18 protein-coding genes and 1 pseudogene are annotated in these 20,302 nt (G+C 38.5%); 8 read left to right on the top strand and 11 right to left on the bottom strand.

Translation table 11 applies throughout. The annotated features are described in order from the left end of the window. Nucleotides 1-203: 203 nt before the first annotated feature. Complete coding sequence (locus PR809_RS17750; RefSeq protein WP_272524589.1) at nucleotides 204-1,193, top strand: winged helix-turn-helix domain-containing protein; 990 nt, start codon at nucleotides 204-206, stop codon at nucleotides 1,191-1,193. Then, nucleotides 1,194-1,670 (top strand): FidL-like protein, encoded by a 477-nt coding sequence (locus tag PR809_RS17745; RefSeq protein WP_102140232.1) that lies wholly within the window; start codon nucleotides 1,194-1,196, stop codon nucleotides 1,668-1,670. Nucleotides 1,671-1,749: 79 nt separating this feature from the next. On the opposite strand, the gene PR809_RS17740 is transcribed toward PR809_RS17745, so the two are convergent. The 7 genes from PR809_RS17740 to PR809_RS17710 form a co-directional block, all read right to left on the bottom strand. Continuing rightward, nucleotides 1,750-2,613, bottom strand: a complete 864-nt coding sequence (locus tag PR809_RS17740; protein WP_206277052.1) for an MrpH family fimbial adhesin — start codon at nucleotides 2,611-2,613, stop codon at nucleotides 1,750-1,752. A gap of 66 nt (nucleotides 2,614-2,679) precedes the next feature. After that, the gene (locus PR809_RS17735; protein ID WP_206277051.1) at nucleotides 2,680-3,234 is read right to left on the bottom strand and encodes a fimbrial protein; all 555 of its coding nucleotides are present in this window, start codon (nucleotides 3,232-3,234) and stop codon (nucleotides 2,680-2,682) included. Further along, on the bottom strand, nucleotides 3,234-3,728 hold the full coding sequence (locus PR809_RS17730) for a fimbrial protein (RefSeq protein WP_102140229.1): 495 nt from the start codon (nucleotides 3,726-3,728) through the stop codon (nucleotides 3,234-3,236). Before PR809_RS17730 ends, PR809_RS17735 begins: the two co-directional genes overlap by 1 nt. A gap of 11 nt (nucleotides 3,729-3,739) precedes the next feature. Further along, on the bottom strand, nucleotides 3,740-4,231 hold the full coding sequence (locus PR809_RS17725; RefSeq protein WP_102140228.1) for a fimbrial protein: 492 nt from the start codon (nucleotides 4,229-4,231) through the stop codon (nucleotides 3,740-3,742). 11 nt (nucleotides 4,232-4,242) lie between these two features. After that, nucleotides 4,243-4,980, bottom strand: coding sequence for a fimbria/pilus periplasmic chaperone (locus PR809_RS17720; protein ID WP_206277050.1), 738 nt, complete (start codon nucleotides 4,978-4,980; stop codon nucleotides 4,243-4,245). A 33-nt stretch (nucleotides 4,981-5,013) separates the two neighbouring features. After that, nucleotides 5,014-7,503, bottom strand: a complete 2,490-nt coding sequence (locus PR809_RS17715; protein WP_195698112.1) for a fimbria/pilus outer membrane usher protein — start codon at nucleotides 7,501-7,503, stop codon at nucleotides 5,014-5,016. Between the two features lie 96 nt (nucleotides 7,504-7,599). Then, nucleotides 7,600-8,193 (bottom strand): fimbrial protein, encoded by a 594-nt coding sequence (locus PR809_RS17710; RefSeq protein WP_102140225.1) that lies wholly within the window; start codon nucleotides 8,191-8,193, stop codon nucleotides 7,600-7,602. A 962-nt stretch (nucleotides 8,194-9,155) separates the two neighbouring features. Between PR809_RS17710 and zur the strand changes: the two genes are divergently transcribed. Next, nucleotides 9,156-9,671, top strand: coding sequence for a zinc uptake transcriptional repressor Zur (gene zur, locus PR809_RS17705; RefSeq protein ID WP_102140224.1), 516 nt, complete (start codon nucleotides 9,156-9,158; stop codon nucleotides 9,669-9,671). Between the two features lie 160 nt (nucleotides 9,672-9,831). On the opposite strand, the gene lexA is transcribed toward zur, so the two are convergent. Continuing rightward, nucleotides 9,832-10,449 carry a transcriptional repressor LexA gene (lexA, locus tag PR809_RS17700; protein ID WP_004915217.1) on the bottom strand — a complete coding sequence of 206 codons (618 nt, stop codon included), beginning with the start codon at nucleotides 10,447-10,449 and terminating at the stop codon, nucleotides 9,832-9,834. A gap of 136 nt (nucleotides 10,450-10,585) precedes the next feature. Further along, nucleotides 10,586-10,960 (bottom strand): diacylglycerol kinase, encoded by a 375-nt coding sequence (locus PR809_RS17695; RefSeq protein ID WP_102140223.1) that lies wholly within the window; start codon nucleotides 10,958-10,960, stop codon nucleotides 10,586-10,588. A gap of 126 nt (nucleotides 10,961-11,086) precedes the next feature. Between PR809_RS17695 and plsB the strand changes: the two genes are divergently transcribed. The 5 genes and pseudogenes from plsB (at nucleotide 11,087) to PR809_RS17665 (ending at nucleotide 18,434) form a co-directional block, all read left to right on the top strand. After that, entirely contained in the window at nucleotides 11,087-13,570 is a 2,484-nt protein-coding gene (plsB, locus tag PR809_RS17690) for a glycerol-3-phosphate 1-O-acyltransferase PlsB (protein WP_206276770.1), read from the top strand. Nucleotides 13,571-13,727: 157 nt separating this feature from the next. Continuing rightward, nucleotides 13,728-13,880 (top strand): transposase, encoded by a 153-nt coding sequence (locus PR809_RS17685; RefSeq protein WP_206276771.1) that lies wholly within the window; start codon nucleotides 13,728-13,730, stop codon nucleotides 13,878-13,880. A gap of 476 nt (nucleotides 13,881-14,356) precedes the next feature. Beyond that, nucleotides 14,357-16,453 (top strand): annotated as a pseudogene (locus PR809_RS20085) (inverse autotransporter beta domain-containing protein). 50 nt (nucleotides 16,454-16,503) lie between these two features. After that, nucleotides 16,504-17,274, top strand: coding sequence for a ZirU family protein (locus PR809_RS17670; protein ID WP_206276774.1), 771 nt, complete (start codon nucleotides 16,504-16,506; stop codon nucleotides 17,272-17,274). A gap of 92 nt (nucleotides 17,275-17,366) precedes the next feature. Next, on the top strand, nucleotides 17,367-18,434 hold the full coding sequence (locus PR809_RS17665; RefSeq protein WP_206276775.1) for a hypothetical protein: 1,068 nt from the start codon (nucleotides 17,367-17,369) through the stop codon (nucleotides 18,432-18,434). Between the two features lie 97 nt (nucleotides 18,435-18,531). Here PR809_RS17665 and ubiA read toward each other — a convergent pair whose 3' ends face one another. Further along, nucleotides 18,532-19,386 (bottom strand): 4-hydroxybenzoate octaprenyltransferase, encoded by an 855-nt coding sequence (gene ubiA, locus PR809_RS17660; RefSeq protein WP_206276776.1) that lies wholly within the window; start codon nucleotides 19,384-19,386, stop codon nucleotides 18,532-18,534. A 151-nt stretch (nucleotides 19,387-19,537) separates the two neighbouring features. Continuing rightward, nucleotides 19,538-20,050 carry a chorismate lyase gene (ubiC, locus tag PR809_RS17655; protein WP_102140220.1) on the bottom strand — a complete coding sequence of 171 codons (513 nt, stop codon included), beginning with the start codon at nucleotides 20,048-20,050 and terminating at the stop codon, nucleotides 19,538-19,540. Between the last annotated feature and the right edge of the window lie 252 nt (nucleotides 20,051-20,302).

Genomic DNA, 20,302 nt, shown 5'->3' with positions numbered 1-20,302 from the left:
TTAATAACATTTAAGCTGTCAATTCAATAAATTTGCTAATTCATTACAAAAAAGCTCACCTCACAATACTTGCAGTTAATTGATTCCGTATTTAGACTATAAGCATAATAATAAAAGTCAAAACAACATACTTTATCCAAAATTAATTCCCTTAATTTAAATTTCCTATTAGTCATTTTAATTAGAGAGAGCAAACAGTATTTATGATCGAAATGCATGATTATACTATTGATGAAAAATATATTTTCGAGCAGAAAACAAGTTTAATATACCTAAAATATGATCGAAATCAAAATATTGAATTATCTAAGCCTGCGGCAAGGTTATTCAATGAAATCATTTTATTAAATTTAAAAAAAGGAATTGCAACGCGAGATGAACTCTTAACTAGTGTATGGGAGGAATATGGGCTGGTTGGTTCTAATAATAATTTAAATACTTATATTAGTGAAATAAGAAAAAAACTTGAACAAATTGGTATCGACCCTAAATCGATCGTTACCGTACCTAAAAAAGGCTTTCGACTCGATAATCATATATCTATACATGAAAATATAGAAACTGAAGATAGTAATGTGAAGGAAGATGTTATTTATCTCAATGATAAATATGATTATATTGAAAACCTAGAATATTTCCCTCAGCCAATTGATAGCCAATTAACGACCCAGCCCCCGCTCATCACTACTATTGATGAACCATCATCCCCTATTGATGAACCATCATCCCCTATTGATGAAACGAAAAATAACCATATTTATAATATGGATATTAATGAAGCCTTATCGCTTCAACACCGGAAGGATGAGGTAATAGAAAAAAGTGGTAAAAAACCCTTAAAGATATTATTCCTAGCTATTTCAACGTTTACAATATGTTATTTAATCTATTTATTTATTCAGCACCCAATGGATAATCCAAATCCAATCAATAATTATCTGACTGTAAGTACAAATGAAAACTGTGTAATACAAACACCGGTTGATATGGTCGGTAAAATTTCCAGCGATAATATTGCTACCGTAAATAAAAAGCTGAATAAATACAACATCCCATGTGATGAGCCAAAAAGAATTATTCTTTTATCGGATTTAAATAAATCCTACTCTATCGACAAAAACATATCTATTAGTATTTGCAAAGAAATCAATAAAAAATTTGATTGTATCTCAATCAATGATCAGAGGATTTAAATGAAAAAATATATTTTAACTTCACTGTTTTTAATTGCAACTGCATCAACTGCATCACTGATGATCAAAAAAAGTAGCCATGATGTCCAAATTTGCCATTCCGAAATATTATGGATTAAAGATAATAATACTCAAGATGGCCTGAGTTTAAAATCAAAAGTTAATGTTCAACTTTCTGCAGGCCAACAAGGGCGAATGAATATGTATGGTTACTTAAAAGATAATAGTCAGATTTACCGACTAGATAGAGCTCTTTACTTTGATTATCAAGATGTTGACCATAAAGGTAACTATGCCGTCACCTTTACTTCATCATCTGTAACCAATTCAGATAATATACCAGAGAAATTATTTTCTAACTTTATTCAATTAGAAGAAGATAAAATAAAATATTATGTCAACATTACTAAAATGGAAGACAATATTTATATTATCAAAGATGAATCCTATTCCGCTTTTACTTGTCAAGTTCAATAAAAAAAAGCCTACCAACAATTACGTTTAAGTAGGCAAAACCGTCAACATGGGAAATGACGAATCCAAATATCTATTTAAATCATGGAATAGTTAAAACGAGGGTAATGCGACCACTAAATTTCCCCGGTGCAACAGCGCCATTAGTTTTTAAGGTTGACGCCACCTGCACAGGCCATACTTGATTTGCTCTTACTGACTGAACCACCCCTTTTGCTGCCGACTGATTATTTAATGTAACATGGGACTGCAATTCTCCATTCGGACGCAGATAAACATTATCTTGCTGCAAGTTTGAAGAAACCTTCACACTCATATCTTTATTACATTGAATATAAAATAACCCCGTCTCTACATCGCCATTGAGCTCATCCGCATTTAAAGGACCGTGATCTAATTCGAGAGAATTCGCATTACCAGTCGGAGAAGTAAAGTAACATTTTCCTGCTGGAGGAGGCGCTATCCCGCAAATTCCGCCTGGTAACATTTTACCTTGAGCTCCTTTTGATGTAGCTAGAAAGATCCCTACACATTCATCCGTTGTGATTGCTCCACTATGTTGACTACTCCCTGTTCGAGGAAAAGAAAGGCCACAAATCGCATTGGCATCTCTGATAATTGCGGCCATTGTCGTGTAAGTTGCAAAATTGACATCACACGACCAATCTGCACGAGAAGCTATCCCCCCAGTCTCTTTCCCTGAATGTAGGTGATTAATTGTAAAATAACACCGTTTAGCACCTGTACTTCCAAGCACTGATTGACATGGGTTACCTTCATAAGGTGAGTTTTCTTTCCAATATTCGATAACAAAATGATAAATATTTTCATGCTTCGATAGTGATTCGACTTCTTCCACATACGAAAAATAGGTTGAACCATAACTTCCCAAACCAAAGAACAAAAATGGTATGGCTAATAATAATTGCTGAATTCGTTTTCCCATTTCATATCTCTTTATATTCATTTTAATGTTTTGATATCAGTACCGGATAAGGTTCTGAGAATGAAATTACTCGTACTCAAATAAAAAAGTGGCTATTGCAGCAATCTGCCCTGTTTTAATTTGTTTATTGTTGATTGCTTCAGGGGTTGCCTTGAGAAAAGTATTAAATTTAAGTTCATTTTTCCCAGCTTGAGTGATTGGTACTAGCGAAGAAAACTTATTCACTTTAATTTCTTCACCGCTAGCTAGCTCAATGCCAATCCCTAATCCAGGGTTGTGTTCCGTATCTGTTAATGCCAAATATCCTGACATTTGCCTATGTTCAGCTCCGGTAAACTTCACTTTCATTTTTTTCGCAATAGTTAAGTCGCAATTAGATAATACCAACGTTAACTCTCTGCGAGGCAACTCGTAAGTCGGGTCGTAAATATCTAATAACCGAATATCGCCAAAATCTACTTCCATCATTTTATTTTCCGGCAGAACAACACAAGGTGAATTCACCAGTGTCCCTTTCACTTTGACATTATTTTTAGCGGCAAAGACAATATTGCTACTTAAAAATGCCGTACTTATCAAAGTAAACAGTGTCCCTATTAATAGTGAGGTCGTATTTTTCATTATTGATACTCCACAACCATGGTGCCATTAGCAATAAAATCACCCGTCTTTAGTTCATTATCGCCATTCCTGACTAATACGGCCCAAAGTACACCGGGAGAGCTAGGGTTAATAAGGTATTTCTTACCTAACTCCAATTCGGTATCCGCAAGCTGAAATTTTACTGCTAGATTATTAACTCCAGTATTTAACCCATTTATATCAAAATCACTTTTTATTCCATCTAACATCAGATACATAGACCAGTTATTTTTATTTTCACCACATTGGATCTGGTAATTAACTTGCCTTTTTTGGTCATTACCTTGGATTGATTTTATTGATACATTACCAAAATCAACTTCAATATCTTTACCATCATCAATATGACAAGGCGGTGGTGTAATTAAATTACCTTTAATATTAATCCCTGTTTCATAGTCTTTTGCGGTTGATGTAAAAGATAAAATGGCACTGAGGAACACCAAACCGATTATGTTATTAACAGTCTTCACATCTCAGCCCCTTATTGATACACCACTTTCAACGTTGCATTTGCCGTAAAACTTTTTGCGGGTAAATCTGTACCGCTTTTTTTCACTAATACGGCATACAATTTCAATGGATTTGCAAAGTTAAAAGCAAGTTTCTTTTTCAGCGGGAAATCGCTGGTGTCTGCTTTAAATAACACCGCAAGGTTATCAATATCCGTTTTTAATAAGCGCTGATCAAAACTTGCCGATATTCCCTCAATAAAAATGTTCAGTTTAGGTTGGACGCCATCTTTACACGTCACCGTGTAGTCAATGGGTGCTTTATAAACCTCATCTTGGACACGTGTTGTTAATACATCGCCAAAATCAATTTCTATTGTTTGCCCATTATTAATTGAACAAGGCTTTGATAGTACTTCTCCTTTAATATCAATGTATAGGAATCCTGAAAAACCAAATACACTCGATATCTGTAAAGTGAGCAATAACACAAATACCTTTGTTAATGTTTTAATAGACATCATGGCGTCAAACCTTATTTTCTTGGCAGCACTGAGCATTCAGCTGACTGACAGCTAAATTTCAAATCCATAGTTCCACCGAAGTCATTGAGATAAACCAAAGTTGGAGATGAACCTAAATCTCCAGTAACTTTGCCTAAACCCGCTTCACTAAATGGAGCAACCATTACAGGTTCAAAATTTTGAACTTCAGTATTGCCTTTTTTCAGTTTTGTAATGGATAAAAAGTAAGGTGACGGGTTTTTCACAATATAATTCGCCCCCTGTTTAAGAATTTTCATATCATTTTCTTGAGGGATCACTTCCATTCTATCTTTAATTACAATTGCTGCTGGGCGGTAAAAAAGCTTAATTTTTGTCTGTAATGCAATTTGCAATACATTCACTTTCTCACTACGAGGTGGAATCTCTCTCACACTTAAGTAGTAAACACTTTCCCTATCTTTAGGTAACTGCGCTACTGCAGGGATTGCCTGTATTTTAATTTGGCTTTTTGAATTAGCTTCAATACGATGCACCGGAGGAGTCACAATAAAAGGTGAATTTACTTTTTCATCTTTGTCATTTTCTATCCATGCCTGAGCTAAATACGGGCTAGTTAAATGTTCGTTAGTCAGTCCCATACCGACTGTTTTGTCTTGTTCATTATAAATAATACGAGTTCTATCTAGTGCAATCGCTGAATAAGCCGATTGTGCTAATAAAGAAAGACTTATCGCTGTTACAATTTGAACTTTATTTATAAATTTCATATTTTCACCGTTGACGTTAAAACATATTTATAATTATTTGCATGGTAATAACATTGTATGTTCCATGCCACTTTCTATTTTTTCAGGTAATTGAATGTGACAAGATGAATTATTTCCCCAAGTCACTTCAAGAACATCTGATGGGTTAATACCCGCTAAGTAAATAAATCCGTTATCTGAAACGATGCCAACTTCAACATTATTTTCATTTTTGACGGATGCACCAAATGGTGGATAACTATTATTTGCAAGATGAATTGTTCCCAATATTTTTTCACCTTGAATGACATTAAACTTCCGGTATCCAATAGCCCCTTCCGTTAATGTCGCATGCTGTGTCGATTGAACTGCTTCCGCATTATCTGGCACTCTATTTAAATCTATTCGAATATTATTGCGGTTATAATCCATAACACTGGTAATAACGGCTTTACCATATCGATTCGTGCGTATCGGCGTTACCCCTGTTTGCACAGGAATATCAGCAACACCACTCGTATCTAACAGTATCCTTGACCCACCATTGATTGAGGTATTACGGTGTAAAGCACCACCTTCTTGGGTCATGGTCAGTCCCCCTTTCAACTGCATTGAAAGAGTAGATTGATTATCTTGAATATAAGTTCCACTCAAATTAAGTTGTGCGGTATCACCATCATAGTTATACATACCTGATGTTGTTACCTTGTCTTTATCCCATGTACCCGCTGAAATAGAATAAGTACTACGTTCATTTATACGGTCATAATAGTTAACGTTATGACTGTTCGTATTTCCTGAATAAGAACCTGAGTAACTAATACTTGCTTGGTTATTATCCAATGGTACATTTAAATTTAGATAAACTCCGTCATCATCATTTTGGTCTGATTTTGTTTTGTAAGCTGTTAAGCTAAGACTTAAATTTTTTATTTTTCCCAAATCAAAATAATTAGAAACTGTTAGATTATATTGATCCGATGATGACCTATTCCAATAAGTTTGATGTGAGTAATTTAAATACATATTAGTATTATATTCAGGGAATGCAGTACCAAATATAATAGTATAAAGCTCTTTACCACTATCAACCGTACTTTCGTTATAGCGACGGTCGATAAATTGGCTCATGCTCATATAATTTTTTTCAGAAAAACGATAGCCTGCGAATGTAATTTGGCTGTTAATATCATCAAATTGTTTGGAATAAGTGACGTTATATGAATTACCCGTCAAAGTTTGGTTATTTTCGGTTCTGCCCATTTCAGCACGAGAGATACTTAAGTTCCCTGACAATACGCCAAATGGTGCTAAATCACGCCCTAAACCAATCGCAATGTTTTGATATTCTGATGAACCAAGCATACCACCATAAACGGTTGTATTATTAGTTACCCCCCATGATAAGGAGCCCAAACTAAATGCAGGACCTTGAGTATCATGTTCATTTTTAGTCGGTTTACCAACGACAAACTGGTAAATCAGCTGACCCGGTCGAGTCAATGTCCCTAAACGAGATGTTTCCACTTTATAGTTAGTCACACTACCATCTTGTTCTTGAATAGAAACATCTAACGTACCGCCACCAAAAGAGTTCACATCCTGAATACGAAATGGCCCAGGACTAACTTCTTTTTGATAAATAATACGGCCATCTTGCTTCACAATGACGGTCGCATTGGTTTTGGCAACCCCCGCAATTTCAGGTGCATAACCTTGTAAACGCGGTGGTAACATAGATTCATTGGTTTCTAAACTAGCACCAATATAACGAATACTGTCAAATAGCGTTGAAGACAGATATTGTTCACCAAACGTTAACCTTGAATTTAAAGAACGTATGGCGCGATACGCATATAACTGATTCCATGACCATGATTGGCCACCTTTATTTAATTGGCCTTTTTGCGTTTGCCAATCACCTCTAAAACGCCAAGCACCAATATTTGTCCCCATTGTCCCTGTCGCTGTAATACCTGAATCCGTTCCTTTGTCACCCGTTTCTTTTTTAACAACCCGACCCGTCGCATTGTAGTCGATAAATGCACCTAGAATGCCATCATCCCAACGTGACGGAGGATCCCAATTTGGGTCTTCATATTCCATATAAGCTTGTGGGATACTGATTTCGACAATATTTTTTGCAAGATCACCTTGAGTCCGCATTTCTGGTACAGAGCGAATATCTAAACATTTTCCATCAAGTAACCAAGTTACTTTATTACTCCATTCTGGCTTTAATCCTAGTTGCCCATATAACTCAGGTGTAATGCAAGCTAATGATATTTTTTCATCATAATTAGGCGTAAAGAATATAATGGACTGCTCCATGGAAATTTTGACTTTATTTACAGCAATAGCTAAAGAGTAATTTCCAGGTGGAATATAATTAGCATGAGAAAACTTACTAAAATCGACATTTTCAGTGCTGTCTGCCTCTAAAAAATCAGTATTGAAATCAACTGCCTCCTCAGAAAATGCAATCATCGGCGTTAATATTAAAAGCATTAATTTTGTAATTAAATTGAGTTTCATGCTTTTCATTCAACTATGCCGCCTATCAGACTAAAAATGAAAAAGAAGGTAGAAACATATGGCGTCATGAATACGCCACATGTTTTTACTTAACTAAGCTTGAACTTATTGGTAAATAATTTTGAAGTTAGCAACAGTGTTAAAGCTACCTGTTGTTGCTTTCGCATCCGCTGCTTCGTTACCTTTAACGTATGCAGAGAAGTGCAGTGTAGTTTGTTTTCCATCACCAGCATTTAATGCGTATCCATCACCTGTACCTGGGAATGCTTTACCAAATTCAACAACTTTGTCAGCACCATTAGTGATTACAATACCGGCATTTTTAACTTTTCCACCTAAGCCAAGTAAGTCACCGGCAAAACCTTGGAAACCATTAATAGTTTGGCCAGTAAAGGTGATTTTTGCGTTTTTATACGTTTCTGTTGAACAGTTTTTCAATACGATATCGAAATCTCTGTTATCTGAACGATATTGGTTAGATGTCAGTTCATGTAATGCAATTTCACCAAACTCAACTAATTGTTTTAAGTTGTTTGCATCAATTGAACATGGAACATCGTTAATGAAACCAGTGAAGCGGACTTCACCTTGTGAACTTTCAACTGTTGGTGGCGTTACTGGATCTTCAGCCACTGCAACACCAGAAATTCCAACACCTAAACCTAAAGCCAGAGTTAACGCTAATTTATTCAGTTTCATAAACATTTCCTTTAAATGAGTAGGAAGTAGCTGCCTCTTTTCTGATTTTTATTGATAAGGAATCAATTTTATTTTTTTGATTACTTAACAGTGAAATTCTTCAGTCATCCAACATCATTAATTTCATTCAGATTAGAGGTGAATATATAAATAAGATCCCTTTCATCTATAATTTTTAAAATACCTAAAATTTTTAATTCTTTATTTTCTATTCAATATTAATTATTCCCATGAGGGGTAATTCGCTAAAATTGACATAGAAATAGAAAATGACTTTTTACACATGCCTTCCGATACTTTCTGATGTCAATTCTACATAACCGATATTTATTGTCAAAACCGACACATAATTAGAGTTAACAAAGAATAAATGACTAGTGAATTCAAAAGCAGCAAAATATAAAATCAAAACGCTATCAAAATATACATTTCAAATTTATTACTTAGAAAAACTTATATAAAACCCTCATTTTTCACTTACAAATATCTCAAAATATGTCAAATTACAGATAGATTTATATCGGAATTTAAATCTATATTTATCGACAAAGATAGATATTAAAACCAAGCAATAACAGAAAAACCGCAATTAAAATCCAAGCAAGACAAAAAAGAAGCGACAAAAAGAATATTAGAAAGTGAGGTTAAGATAAGTCTTAATTGAGATTACATCAAATTGAAACGGAATATTTCAATTAATTGTTCACAATGCGTTGCGCTTTTATCATGCATTTGTTTAATATTTGTTTCTATTTTCTCTATTTAATTTTAAATATCATTTTTTATATTTTTTATATTTTTTATTACCCTCATTTACTTTCTTTATGAATCAAAAAAATACTTAGCAAGGTTAAAATTTTTTGATGGTAATGCTTTCATTTCTTGATTCTCTATAGTTCAAGAAACTGTGATAAACTTGTGAACAGTAAACATTTGCATTTTTCAACGGGTGGGTCAGTAAAATGGAAAAGATGAGTGAAAAAAAAGTTCTTGCGATGGCTGAACATATTTGCCAGTCAAGAGGCGTCAGGTTGACACCACAAAGAGAAACGGTATTGCGCTTGATAGCACAACAACATGGTGCAATCAGCGCTTATGATTTACTCGACTTACTACGTGAAATTGAACCTCAAGCTAAACCCCCTACGGTTTATCGTGGCCTTGAGTTTTTAATGGAGCAAGGTTTTATCCATAAAATTGAATCAACAAACAGCTATGTCGTCTGCCATCATTTTGATAACCCAAGCCATATCTCTGTTATGTTGATTTGCGACCATTGCGGAAGCGTAACGGAAAGTGACTGTACAACAATAGAAGCTGCCATTATTAATTTAGCCGACGAACACCAATTCCGCTTAAGACATACCGTGGTGGAAAACCATGGCTTATGCAGAAGTTGTGACGAAGTGAATAGCTGCCAAGATCATGAACATTGTCATCATAACCACGAACAACCTATAGCATCAAAAAAGAAATAAATTACTGTATTGCTAAATAGTTTGATGAATACAAAAGAGAGAAGAGAAAAAATATAAGGAAGGAAACAAAACAGGCAGACCTCAAAATAAAGCAATGAAATCTGCCTGCAATAGTCATTCCCGGGTGTAACCTACCATGACAGCTGGCTACTAGCGGAAATTAATACCAATCACTGTTACGGATAACCCCAACAGCTAAACCTTCAATAGTGAAGTTTTGCTGACGTAAATCAACAACAATAGGTTCGAATTCTGGGTTTTCTGCTATTAATTCAACGCGGTTACCCTGTTGCTTAAAACGTTTAACCGTAACTTCATCTTCGATACGAGCGACAACAACTTGCCCGTTATGTACATTTTGCGTTTTATGCACAGCTAATAGATCGCCATCCATAATGCCAATATCTTTCATGGACATCCCGTTCACACGCAATAAAAAATCTGCATGTGGTTTAAACAGCTCCGGGTCAACTTGATAGTGGCTCTCAATATGTTCCTGCGCTAATAATGGTTCGCCAGCGGCAACACGCCCAATCAGAGGTAACCCCTGATCTTCGGTTTCTTCTTCAAGAAGCAGACGAATACCTCGGGATGCGCCTGAAACGATTTCAATAACCCCTTTACGTGCTAAGGCCTTTAAATGTTCTTCTGCCGCATTAGGCGAACGAAAACCAAGGCTTGCTGCTATCTCAGCACGTGTAGGTGGCATACCTGTCTGCGAAATGTGATCTCGCACCAGATCGTAAACCTGCTGTTGTCGAGCCGTCAGTGCTTTCATTCCGTTCCCCTGTTTGTTTATACAGTCAAGCTGTGAGTATATACAGGTAAATGAAGATTTGAAACAGTTAAATCGCGCAATTTAAGCATTTGTTATCGATTTACTCTCTTTTTGCCCGATTAAGTAACCAAACACCTTAACCAGAAAAATAACGCTGCCATAATACCAGCGCCCAAATGAACAGCGCTAAACCGATACTCACAAATACTGCAGCAGAACCAATATCTTTAGCTCTTCCTGAAAGTTCATGATACTCACTACCAATACGATCAACTACAGCCTCTACCGCGCTATTCAATAATTCGACTATTGCCACCAGCACAACTGAGCTCACTAACAAAATCCTATCTATATAGCTGATATCTAAATAAAATGCGATAAAAATTGCGATGATTGCTGCAACTGATTCCTGCCTAAATGCTGCCTCATTAACCCAAGCCGCTTTCAAACCTTTAAGGGAATATCCTGCCGCTTTAATCACTCGCGTGAACCCCTTAACTTGACTCGCCATATTTATTCCTTAAAAAATACAAACAATAATCGATTTTTACGGTCAAAGTGAATTGTCAGTAACAGATCTAACCAGGTATTTCTGGTATGATTGCACAGCATTGTTAACAAGAGGCTATAATCATTTATGTCACTATGGCGTAAAATATATTACAACACGTTGAATTTGCCACTTAAATTATTGGTAAAAAGTAAACTAATTCCTTCGGATCCCGTCACTGAGTTGCAGCTTGATGTCAACAGGCCAACTCTGTACGTATTACCTTATCATTCGAAGTCTGACCTCCTGACGCTACGGCATCAATGCTTAGCTATCGGTCTGCCAGACCCGCTAGTCGACAATGATATCAATGGAACGAAGCTTCCGGCTTACGTTTTTATCGATGATGGCCCACGTGTTTTTCGCTATTATTCACCGAATCCACGTAAGGATTCAGTAAAAACATTCCATGCTTATTTAGATTTGCACAAAAACAATCCAAATCTAGATATTCAAATGCTACCTGCATCCGTGATGTTTGGGCGTTCACCTGGGCGTGAAGGCCATACTCCAGCACCGCCACTGAAGCTGTTAAACGGTATCCAAAAGTTCTTTGCAGTTTTATGGTTAGGGCGTGACAGCTTTGTGCGTTTATCACCGATTGTCTCAATTGGGAAAATGGCACAAGACCACGGTACAGACACTATTATTGCCAACAAACTCGCTCGTGTCGCGCGTATTCACTATTCGCGCCAACGCTTAGCAGCAGTTGGGCCAAAACTTCCTGCACGTTATGAGCTGTTTAATAAGCTATTGACGTCAAAAGCGATTGAAAAAGCCGTTGAAGACGAAGCGCGTAGTAAAAAAATTCCACTCAAAAAAGCCCAGCAAAATGCCGTTGGGATGATGGAAGAAATTGCAGCCAATTTCTCTTATGAAGCCGTACGTTTAACCGATAGAGTTCTTAGTTGGACTTGGAACCGCCTTTATCAAGGTATCAATGTTCAGCACGCTGAACGGGTTCGCCAACTCGCACAAGACGGCCATGAAATCGTTTATGTCCCCTCTCACCGCAGCCATATGGACTACTTACTGCTCTCATATGTGCTATACCATCAAGGGCTAGTGCCGCCTCATATCGCAGCGGGGATCAATCTTAATTTCTGGCCAGCAGGGCCAATTTTCCGTCGCTTAGGGGCCTTTTTTATTCGCAGAACGTTTAAAGGAAACAAACTGTATTCGACTGTTTTCCGCGAATATTTAAGTGAACTGTTTGCACGTGGTTACTCCATCGAATACTTTGTGGAAGGTGGGCGCTCACGTACCGGTCGTTTATTACAACCGAAGACAGGTACTCTCTCAATGACATTGCAAGCGATGTTGCGCGGTGACTCACGCCCTATCACTATTGTTCCTATCTATATTGGGTATGAACATGTCATGGAAGTAGGAACTTACGCCAAAGAACTTCGTGGTGCAGAAAAAGAGAAAGAAGGCTTTTTCTCAATGGTTCGCGGGTTACGTAAATTGCGCAACTTAGGTCAAGGGTATGTTAACTTCGGTCAACCTATTTCTTTACCTCATTACCTCAATCAGCGTGTACCTGATTGGCGCGACTCTATCGATCCTATCGAACCACAAAGGCCGACCTGGTTAAACCCAACGGTCAGTTCGTTAGCTGATAACATTATGGTTAATATTAATAATGCAGCCGCAGCCAATGCGATTAACCTCTGTGCGACCGCATTGCTGGCATCTCGTCAACGCTCGCTCACTCGTGAGCAACTGATTGAACAAGTCGAATGTTACCTGCAATTATTACGCAACGTGCCATACACCGCAGATGCAACAACCCCAAATAAAACAGCAGAGCAATTGTTAGAACATGCTTTGCAAATGGATAAATTCGAAGTCGAAAAAGACAGCATGGGGGATATTATTATCCTTCCTCGTGAAAATGCCGTCTTAATGACCTATTACCGTAACAATATCCATCATTTATTGGTATTACCATCTCTAATAACTAGCATTGTGTTACACCATGAGCGCATTAGTCGCCAAGATATTCACTATCAAGTCGGTCAAATTTATCCGTTCTTAAAAGCAGAACTGTTTATGCGTTATAACAGTGATGAGCTACATGAAGCGGTAGATACGCTGATCGATGAACTGAATAACCAAAAACTAATTTGCTTAAGAGAAGGCGATATTGTGGTGTTAAATCCTCGCCGTATTCGTCCATTACAGCTTTTAGCCGCTGGTGTACGTGAAACCTTGCAACGTTATGCAATCACATTATCATTACTCAACGCGAGCCCTGAAATCAGCCGTAATACGTTGGAAAAAGAAAGCCGTATCCTTGCGCAACGCCTTTCTGTCTTGCATGGTATTAACGCACCTGAATTCTTTGATAAAGCGGTATTCTCGACATTAGTCGATACCCTCAGAGAAGAAGGCTACATTGATAATAATGAAAATGATATCTTTGTAACCAATGCACAGAAACTGTATGCCGTTCTGGCTCGCTTGATGTCACCTGAGATTCGCTTAACCATTGAAAGTGTTAGCCAAGACGATGAGTTTTCCACTGCGATAGAGAAGAATACAGAAGCTGAAACAAATGCAGACTAAAAATCTTGGAGCTAAATAAGTAAAAGGGGTAATGTTATTCACATTACCCCTTTTATTTAATAGAGCTAGTGCTAACAATAATCTATGTCCTAAATAATTCGAAGTGCCGCACCAATGATGAATTGTTTTTTGAAACCACTGAGTTCGATTAATCAAGGTGATGTTGCTGAATTATTTATCTAGTATTATCTCTGAGCATCGCTTCGTTAAAGAAATCCAAACCAATGGCGCTTACTTTTGGTTCCTAGATATAGGACTCACTGAAAAAGTATCGAATTCCGCCACACTAACCAAAACAGCCAATACCTAATATTGATAGCTAGAAGGATAGGCGATTTTTATGTGTATTCAATATTATTTTAATAAAAGAAAAGCCGCCAAAACCCAACATAAAAAATTGATAAATAGCAAATAAATTCAAAAAAACACACAGTTTGAAATATGGTAAATATCAAAAAATAATTTCAATTCATAATAAATTATCATTTCTTAATTAATCCCACTCTCTATGACTTCTTATTTAGTCCAAACAAGTACGTTCACATTATCAATCTAAATATATAAATTTCACCGCAAGACGAAATGCAATCATTGAGTCGAGTATTAACATCCACCACCAAAATGAGACATTAGATTACATAACTGAAATTTATAACAGCAACTCAATATCTGCTTATCTCACTCTATTATTGGTGTTTAGCACCTTTGATAGTTCATTTATTCACAATGGAAATATCCTAATTATGGAAACAACGACTTAAAGGAAGGAATAAAAGGAATAAATAAATGATTTTTGGTATTAACCGTTACAGTATCAAATCATCTCAGATGCCCTTATTGATTCCCGTTTTACTGTCCGTATCCATCATACCAACTGGTTCAGTCTTTGCTACTGGGTTTGTAGATGAAATCAAAGTGAAGCCTTACCACCTGCAGACAGGAGAGACCGTTCACAGTGTGGCTCATCAATACAATCTGACGGTGGAGGAATTAAAAACATTAAATCAAAAACGCAATTTCGCCCGCGCTTTTGAACAACTTTCAGCTGGAGATCAAATCGATGTACCAAGCACTTACATCGCCAATACGACAGATAAAACGACGAAGAAAGGTGTACAAGTAAACGACTCAGATAGTGAAATTGAGAACTGGTTGGCCCAAACTGCCCCTAACTTTTTCCAAGCGATGAACACACAAAGTGCAGAGGAGTACCTGACTAAACAGGCCAAGGATATGGCGGTGAGCACAGCGTCATCAACCATGGAGAGTTGGTTAAATCAATATGGTACCGCACAAATTAGTGTACAGCCGGGAGATAAACTGTCACAAAGTACGCTGTCTGCCGACATGCTGTTACCTGTATATCAAAACCCAGATTGGCTGGTGTTCACCCAGTTAGGAGGTCGGAACCTTAATGATCGCACCACCCTAAACTTAGGAGTGGGAGCTCGTCGGTTCAATGAGCAATGGATGTATGGCGTCAACACCTTTTATGACGCTGATATTACAGGTGGGAACAGCCGACTCGGTATTGGCGGAGAATTGTGATCCGATAATCTACGCTTTTCAACCAATGGTTATCTGCGACTCAACAACTGGCATCAGTCACGGGATTTTGACGACTACGATGAACGCCCCGCCAACGGATTTGATATGACCGCCAGTGCTTGGTTGCCATCTTATCCACAACTTGGTGGCAAACTGAAATATGAACAATATTTCGGTGATGAAGTGGCAATGAAAGGTAAGGACTCTCGTAGTAAGTCGCCAAAAACAATGACTGTAGGGTTGAATTACACACCTATTCCATTAATTACCCTTGGAGCTGACTGGCGTACAGGACAAGGAACTGATGATCTGCAACTTCAGGCACAACTGACCTATTCATTCGGTGTGCCTTGGAAAGACCAAATATCATCGAGTTCAGTTGCTCGCCTGCGTTCGCTCTCAGGCAGCCTAATGGCACTGGTTGAGCGCAATAACAACATTGTACTCGAATACCGTAAACAGGATTTGATCAGTTTAATACTGCCGCAGGAAATCCGTGGTCGAGGTGCCAGCCTACAGTCACTGAGCGCTATCTTAAAAGCGAAATATGGTGCTGAACGTGTGAAATGGGGAATGCTGACAGAGTTTTCATCCAACTGTGGGAAAGTACAGTCTGTTGGCAAAAGTTTAACAGCTTGGCAAATTCGCCTACCTGCTTGGCAGGCGGGTAAAAGCAATACTTATACCCTAAATGCTATTGCATGGGATGGAAAGGGAAATGCATCAAAACCGGCCTATATAAAAGTGATTGTCGACGCAGGGTTTTCTAACCGCTACTCAAGTTTGACTGTTGGATCAGGTGTACTGAATGTCGATCAGTCGGAGGTATTAACGCTGACGATGCGGGATGAGCAGAATGCACCGATGACTAAATTGGCTTCATCGATTCAGTTGCCGTTCGCCTTCACGACACAAAAAGGCGGGTCATCACTATCGCCTTCGCAAAGTGGCGTTAAGTTGGAGGCGTTGAAAGAAACGGCACCGGGTGTTTATACCACCACCATCACCACTGGAAAATTGCCGGGCACCCTCATTTTTAGTCCGAAGGTAGAGGGGATCAATCTAGCGTCAACAAAAATAGAAGTGATGGCAGCCCCCGTAGGATTACAAATATTTCATAACGGCAGTGTTATAAAAAAGCGCCCCGTCGTTGGGGATGTCCTAACAGCAACACCAGAGTGCCAAGTCAACTGCATTTTGCCGACAGCTTGGCAATGGGAAGTGGAGACAATACAAGGATCAGGACAGTATCAAGCGATTAATGGCGCTACAGCCATGACATATACAGTCACCGCAGACACGCAAAAACGCAGGTTGCGAGCGACCGCACAATAAATACGCCTATAGGGCAACTTAATAAATTTAAAATATAAGGTAATAATTAGATGAGCAACAAAAATCAACAAACCCCAATGATCCGCAAAAACAACCTATCTGTCCTGATTGCGGGAGCCGTGTTAGGCATGACTTTTGGTACATCGGCACTCGCTGCCACGACTCAGACTCCGATCTCGATAACCTCCCCAGCAACAACTGCGGTTATTGGTCATGCACCAGAGCTAAAAGCGGGTACCATCACGGCCACAGATAAGAACAATGACGGTGTATTAGGTGAGAATGATGAGTTGAAAGCGTCAGGTTTTGACTTCAGTGATAAAGACAGCGATACACTAGTGTCTATCGTCTATGAATGGCATGACGGCAAAAATGTTATTGCAGGGCAAACGAGCGACATGCTGAAACTGACATCGGCATTGTTAGGTAAAAACATTACCGTTAAGGCCGTCGCAAAAACGGATCCAGCTAAGACGGAGCCGTCAGAGAGTGTAGCCGTAGCAGCAGCAACCTTCATCGATATCGGTGGTAAGACAATAGTGGGCGGCACTAATATCCCAACAGTGAATGGCAATATCGTGAAATCAGTAACTATTTCGGGTCTCACTGGAGCTGGGTCACGACCGCTGGTTGGTGATTCGCTGAAAGCAAATGTCACCTGTCACGGGACTTGTGATAATAACCTGACTTACAAGTGGCAGATTCAAGACTCTGTGAATTCGAGCAAATACACAGACATTTCAGGTGCAACCACAGCAACATACACGGTTAAGGGCACAGAGCAGAAACGTAAAATTCAGGTTATCGTTTCGAACAAATAATCACTATCCCCCGCAGCGAAACATTTCGCTGCGGTATTTTTGATAATAAGCATCCATAACACACTGCGATAACAGAAGAGGATATTCATAAAATGGCAGAGAGGACAAAAATTATCCCCCTTATTCGTCTGATAACGTTGGCTGCAGGATTGGTCATCGTAGGAGGCGTATCCGCTTCTGTGATCGAAGTCAATACCCAAACGCTTCCCGTTATCGGTCATGCACCTGTCGTGACTGATGTTCAATTTAATAATAAGACACCCGCCGTTAATGACACGGTCACCGCTGATCCAAAGATAACGGATGCAGATAAGGATGCATTAGAAACATCACTTTTTCAATGGAAACTCGATGGTAAAAATATTTCAGGAGCCACGCAAAATAGCTATAAACTCGTCCCCGGCGATGGCAATGGAAAACAACTGTCGGTCGAGGTCACGCCACAAACCGACCCTAAAATCACAGAACCAGCAACTGGCGCTATATTCACTTCATCAACTCTCACTACTAGAGGGCTGGCACCAGAAGCTCATGATGTGAAAATTGATGGTCAGCCAGAGCCTGGTGGATTACTGACCGGAAATTATCGCTACCATGATGGGGACAGCCCGAGCGATCCTGAGAGTGGAACCAGTTTCGAGTGGTTCTGTTTGCGTAACAAGAATCATCAGGCGATATCAACAAGCAGAACTTATCACATACAAGATGCAGATATAGGGTGTGAAATTTATTTCAATGTCATCCCTCGCTCATCAAGCGGAACACCGAGTACAGGTGCGCAAATTCAATCGAAGAAGGTCACTGTAGCTAAAGCAATACCATCACATCTAGTAGAAATATATAACGGCAACCAAATAGGGAATCGCTCCGGATATGGGTACAATATGGTGATAAATTATTCGCACCTCGGTTATGGCAAACCGATATCAATAATCATCAGTGAATACAGGAACGGAAATATCAGTGTGATAAATAACTATCAGGTTGGTAAGAAGACTCACATTGGTTCAATTGTTACTGACGACGGAAACACTATAAAGTTTGGAGATAATGCAAGCTCCAGTATCGGGGAAACTATTTATCTTGTGGTCCGCGTTGATTTTCCAAACGGCAAATTTGCCCACGCGACATCGTCTAAAATAGTACTGCAGCGTCGGTAATTTGCTCACTCAAAACCCTAGCCATTTGGTTAGGGTTTTTCCAGCCATTGAGAGGAAAAGCTGAAAAGCATGCTCCTGTTAATCGTCAACAACCTGTTTACCAATAACTCAAAAAAATTCCGACAAATAAGATAAAACCAACATAGTTATTATTCATAAAAGCTTTAAAACAGGGAGCACGCTCTCTATTGACCATCAGTTTTTGCTGATAAACAAATAACCCCACAACCAGCGCCAGAGAAAAATAGTAAATGCTCCCCAGAGCAGCCAATGATCCCACAGCCACCAGCAAGCCAACCATCAGGAATTGCAGTACGCCAATAATCAGTTTGTCATACTGCCCGAATAAAATAGCGGTTGATTTCACACCAATTTTTAAATCATCATCACGGTCTACCATCGCATACTGAGTATCGTAGATCACAGACCAAATAATATTAACTAAAAACAGTAACCAACAAACAACAGGTAAAGTTTCGCCAACAGCAGAGAAAGACATTGGGATTGACCAACCAAAAGCCGCGCCTAATACCACTTGAGGTAAGTTACTGACCCTCTTAACAAAGGGATAAACCCATGCCAAGGCCAAACCGGCAACTGACAACCAAATAGTCATTGAATTGAGTGTTAAAACCAGCAGGAAAGAAAGGCCAACAAGGCTTGCAAACAATATTTTTGCTTCTTTTTCTGTCACGTCACCACTCGGGAGAGGGCGGTGTTTAGTCCGCTCTACGTGACCATCAAAATGGCGGTCAGCAAAGTCATTAATGACACAGCCAGCGGCACGCATAAAAAATACGCCAGCAGTAAAGACAATTAAAAGATGTAAACTTGGCGTACCTTGAGCCGCAATCCATAATGCCCAATACGTCGGCCACAGTAGCAACAGTGAACCAATGGGTCTATCAATACGCATTAAACGGCTGTATGCATGCCATTTACTTAGCGTCATACTTCCCTCCACTTTGTCGTGCTCCTTTTCGAATTCCATCATACTTCAAATTGGGTATATTTTAATACCACCAAACTCTACAACTTACTGATTTATATTTGTTGGCATAGTGTCATTGCAGAGACCTGAAAATTCAAAATACTTAGGATAGTTAACGATATGCAGGTGATTCAGGTAAAAATATTTCTGTTAATAATAAGGGTTTATCCGATAACCTTAACCGAGAACAACGCACCCAACGATTTGCGCAAGAACCAATATGGATATAATCTCGAGTTAAACTATCGCGGCTAAATAAATAACGTCCTAATGGCATTCTCCCAATATCCACCAATTGCTGGTCATCATCGGTCAGTGTCTCTTCAGGGATTACAGTTCGGCCCAGTAACCAAGGGATACCATCACCATACATGACAACTTCTCTGACCCAATAGCGCTGGCTTTTAGGTAAAGACTGCACTTCATCTGCACTCAGCTTATCTTGCGATACATAGCACTCTAAATAAGGTATCACGGTCACTTGCTGGCTATGCTGCTCAAAACGCTTTGTCATTGAGCCAAGCTCTAATAGCCAATCTAATATATTAGCAGGCACTATTTTATCGTTTTTATCGTTCTCCGCCAGCCAATGAATCGGCTGAGAAGTAAAAAGCGTTTCATCCATTACTTAAAATTCCACCATGGGTAACATGGTTATGATTTACTGTATTTCTTACGCAATAGGATATCACGTTGTTTTACGACAAGGTTAAAGTTAGCTAACAATTTATATAAAAAGTCACATTTTCAACACAAAATGTAAAAATATAGTGAAAAATATTTTAATTACTAGCGAGTTATCGATAATAATAAAATTTATTAATATCATAATAAATTTTATTTAATTGCTTGAAAAACGAACAATTTGACAATGATT

Origin of the sequence: Providencia sp. PROV201 (genome assembly GCF_028479545.1) — a bacterium.
In the GTDB taxonomy this organism is placed as follows: Bacteria; Pseudomonadota; Gammaproteobacteria; order Enterobacterales; family Enterobacteriaceae; genus Providencia; species Providencia huaxiensis.
This window is presented reverse-complemented; position numbering and strand designations above follow the sequence as displayed.

Excerpts from the sequence above, each read along its gene's own strand:
- PR809_RS17750 (WP_272524589.1), top strand. The coding sequence starts at position 204 with ATGATCGAAATGCATGATTATACTATTGATGAAAAATATATTTTCGAG.
- PR809_RS17745 (WP_102140232.1), top strand. The coding sequence starts at position 1,194 with ATGAAAAAATATATTTTAACTTCACTGTTTTTAATTGCAACTGCATCA.
- PR809_RS17740 (WP_206277052.1), bottom strand. The coding sequence starts at position 2,613 with ATGGGAAAACGAATTCAGCAATTATTATTAGCCATACCATTTTTGTTC.
- PR809_RS17735 (WP_206277051.1), bottom strand. The coding sequence starts at position 3,234 with ATGAAAAATACGACCTCACTATTAATAGGGACACTGTTTACTTTGATA.
- PR809_RS17725 (WP_102140228.1), bottom strand. The coding sequence starts at position 4,231 with ATGATGTCTATTAAAACATTAACAAAGGTATTTGTGTTATTGCTCACT.
- PR809_RS17720 (WP_206277050.1), bottom strand. The coding sequence starts at position 4,980 with ATGAAATTTATAAATAAAGTTCAAATTGTAACAGCGATAAGTCTTTCT.
- PR809_RS17715 (WP_195698112.1), bottom strand. The coding sequence starts at position 7,503 with ATGAAAAGCATGAAACTCAATTTAATTACAAAATTAATGCTTTTAATA.
- PR809_RS17710 (WP_102140225.1), bottom strand. The coding sequence starts at position 8,193 with ATGAAACTGAATAAATTAGCGTTAACTCTGGCTTTAGGTTTAGGTGTT.
- zur (WP_102140224.1), top strand. The coding sequence starts at position 9,156 with ATGGAAAAGATGAGTGAAAAAAAAGTTCTTGCGATGGCTGAACATATT.
- lexA (WP_004915217.1), bottom strand. The coding sequence starts at position 10,449 with ATGAAAGCACTGACGGCTCGACAACAGCAGGTTTACGATCTGGTGCGA.
- PR809_RS17695 (WP_102140223.1), bottom strand. The coding sequence starts at position 10,960 with ATGGCGAGTCAAGTTAAGGGGTTCACGCGAGTGATTAAAGCGGCAGGA.
- plsB (WP_206276770.1), top strand. The coding sequence starts at position 11,087 with ATGTCACTATGGCGTAAAATATATTACAACACGTTGAATTTGCCACTT.
- PR809_RS17670 (WP_206276774.1), top strand. The coding sequence starts at position 16,504 with ATGAGCAACAAAAATCAACAAACCCCAATGATCCGCAAAAACAACCTA.
- PR809_RS17665 (WP_206276775.1), top strand. The coding sequence starts at position 17,367 with ATGGCAGAGAGGACAAAAATTATCCCCCTTATTCGTCTGATAACGTTG.
- ubiA (WP_206276776.1), bottom strand. The coding sequence starts at position 19,386 with ATGACGCTAAGTAAATGGCATGCATACAGCCGTTTAATGCGTATTGAT.
- ubiC (WP_102140220.1), bottom strand. The coding sequence starts at position 20,050 with ATGGATGAAACGCTTTTTACTTCTCAGCCGATTCATTGGCTGGCGGAG.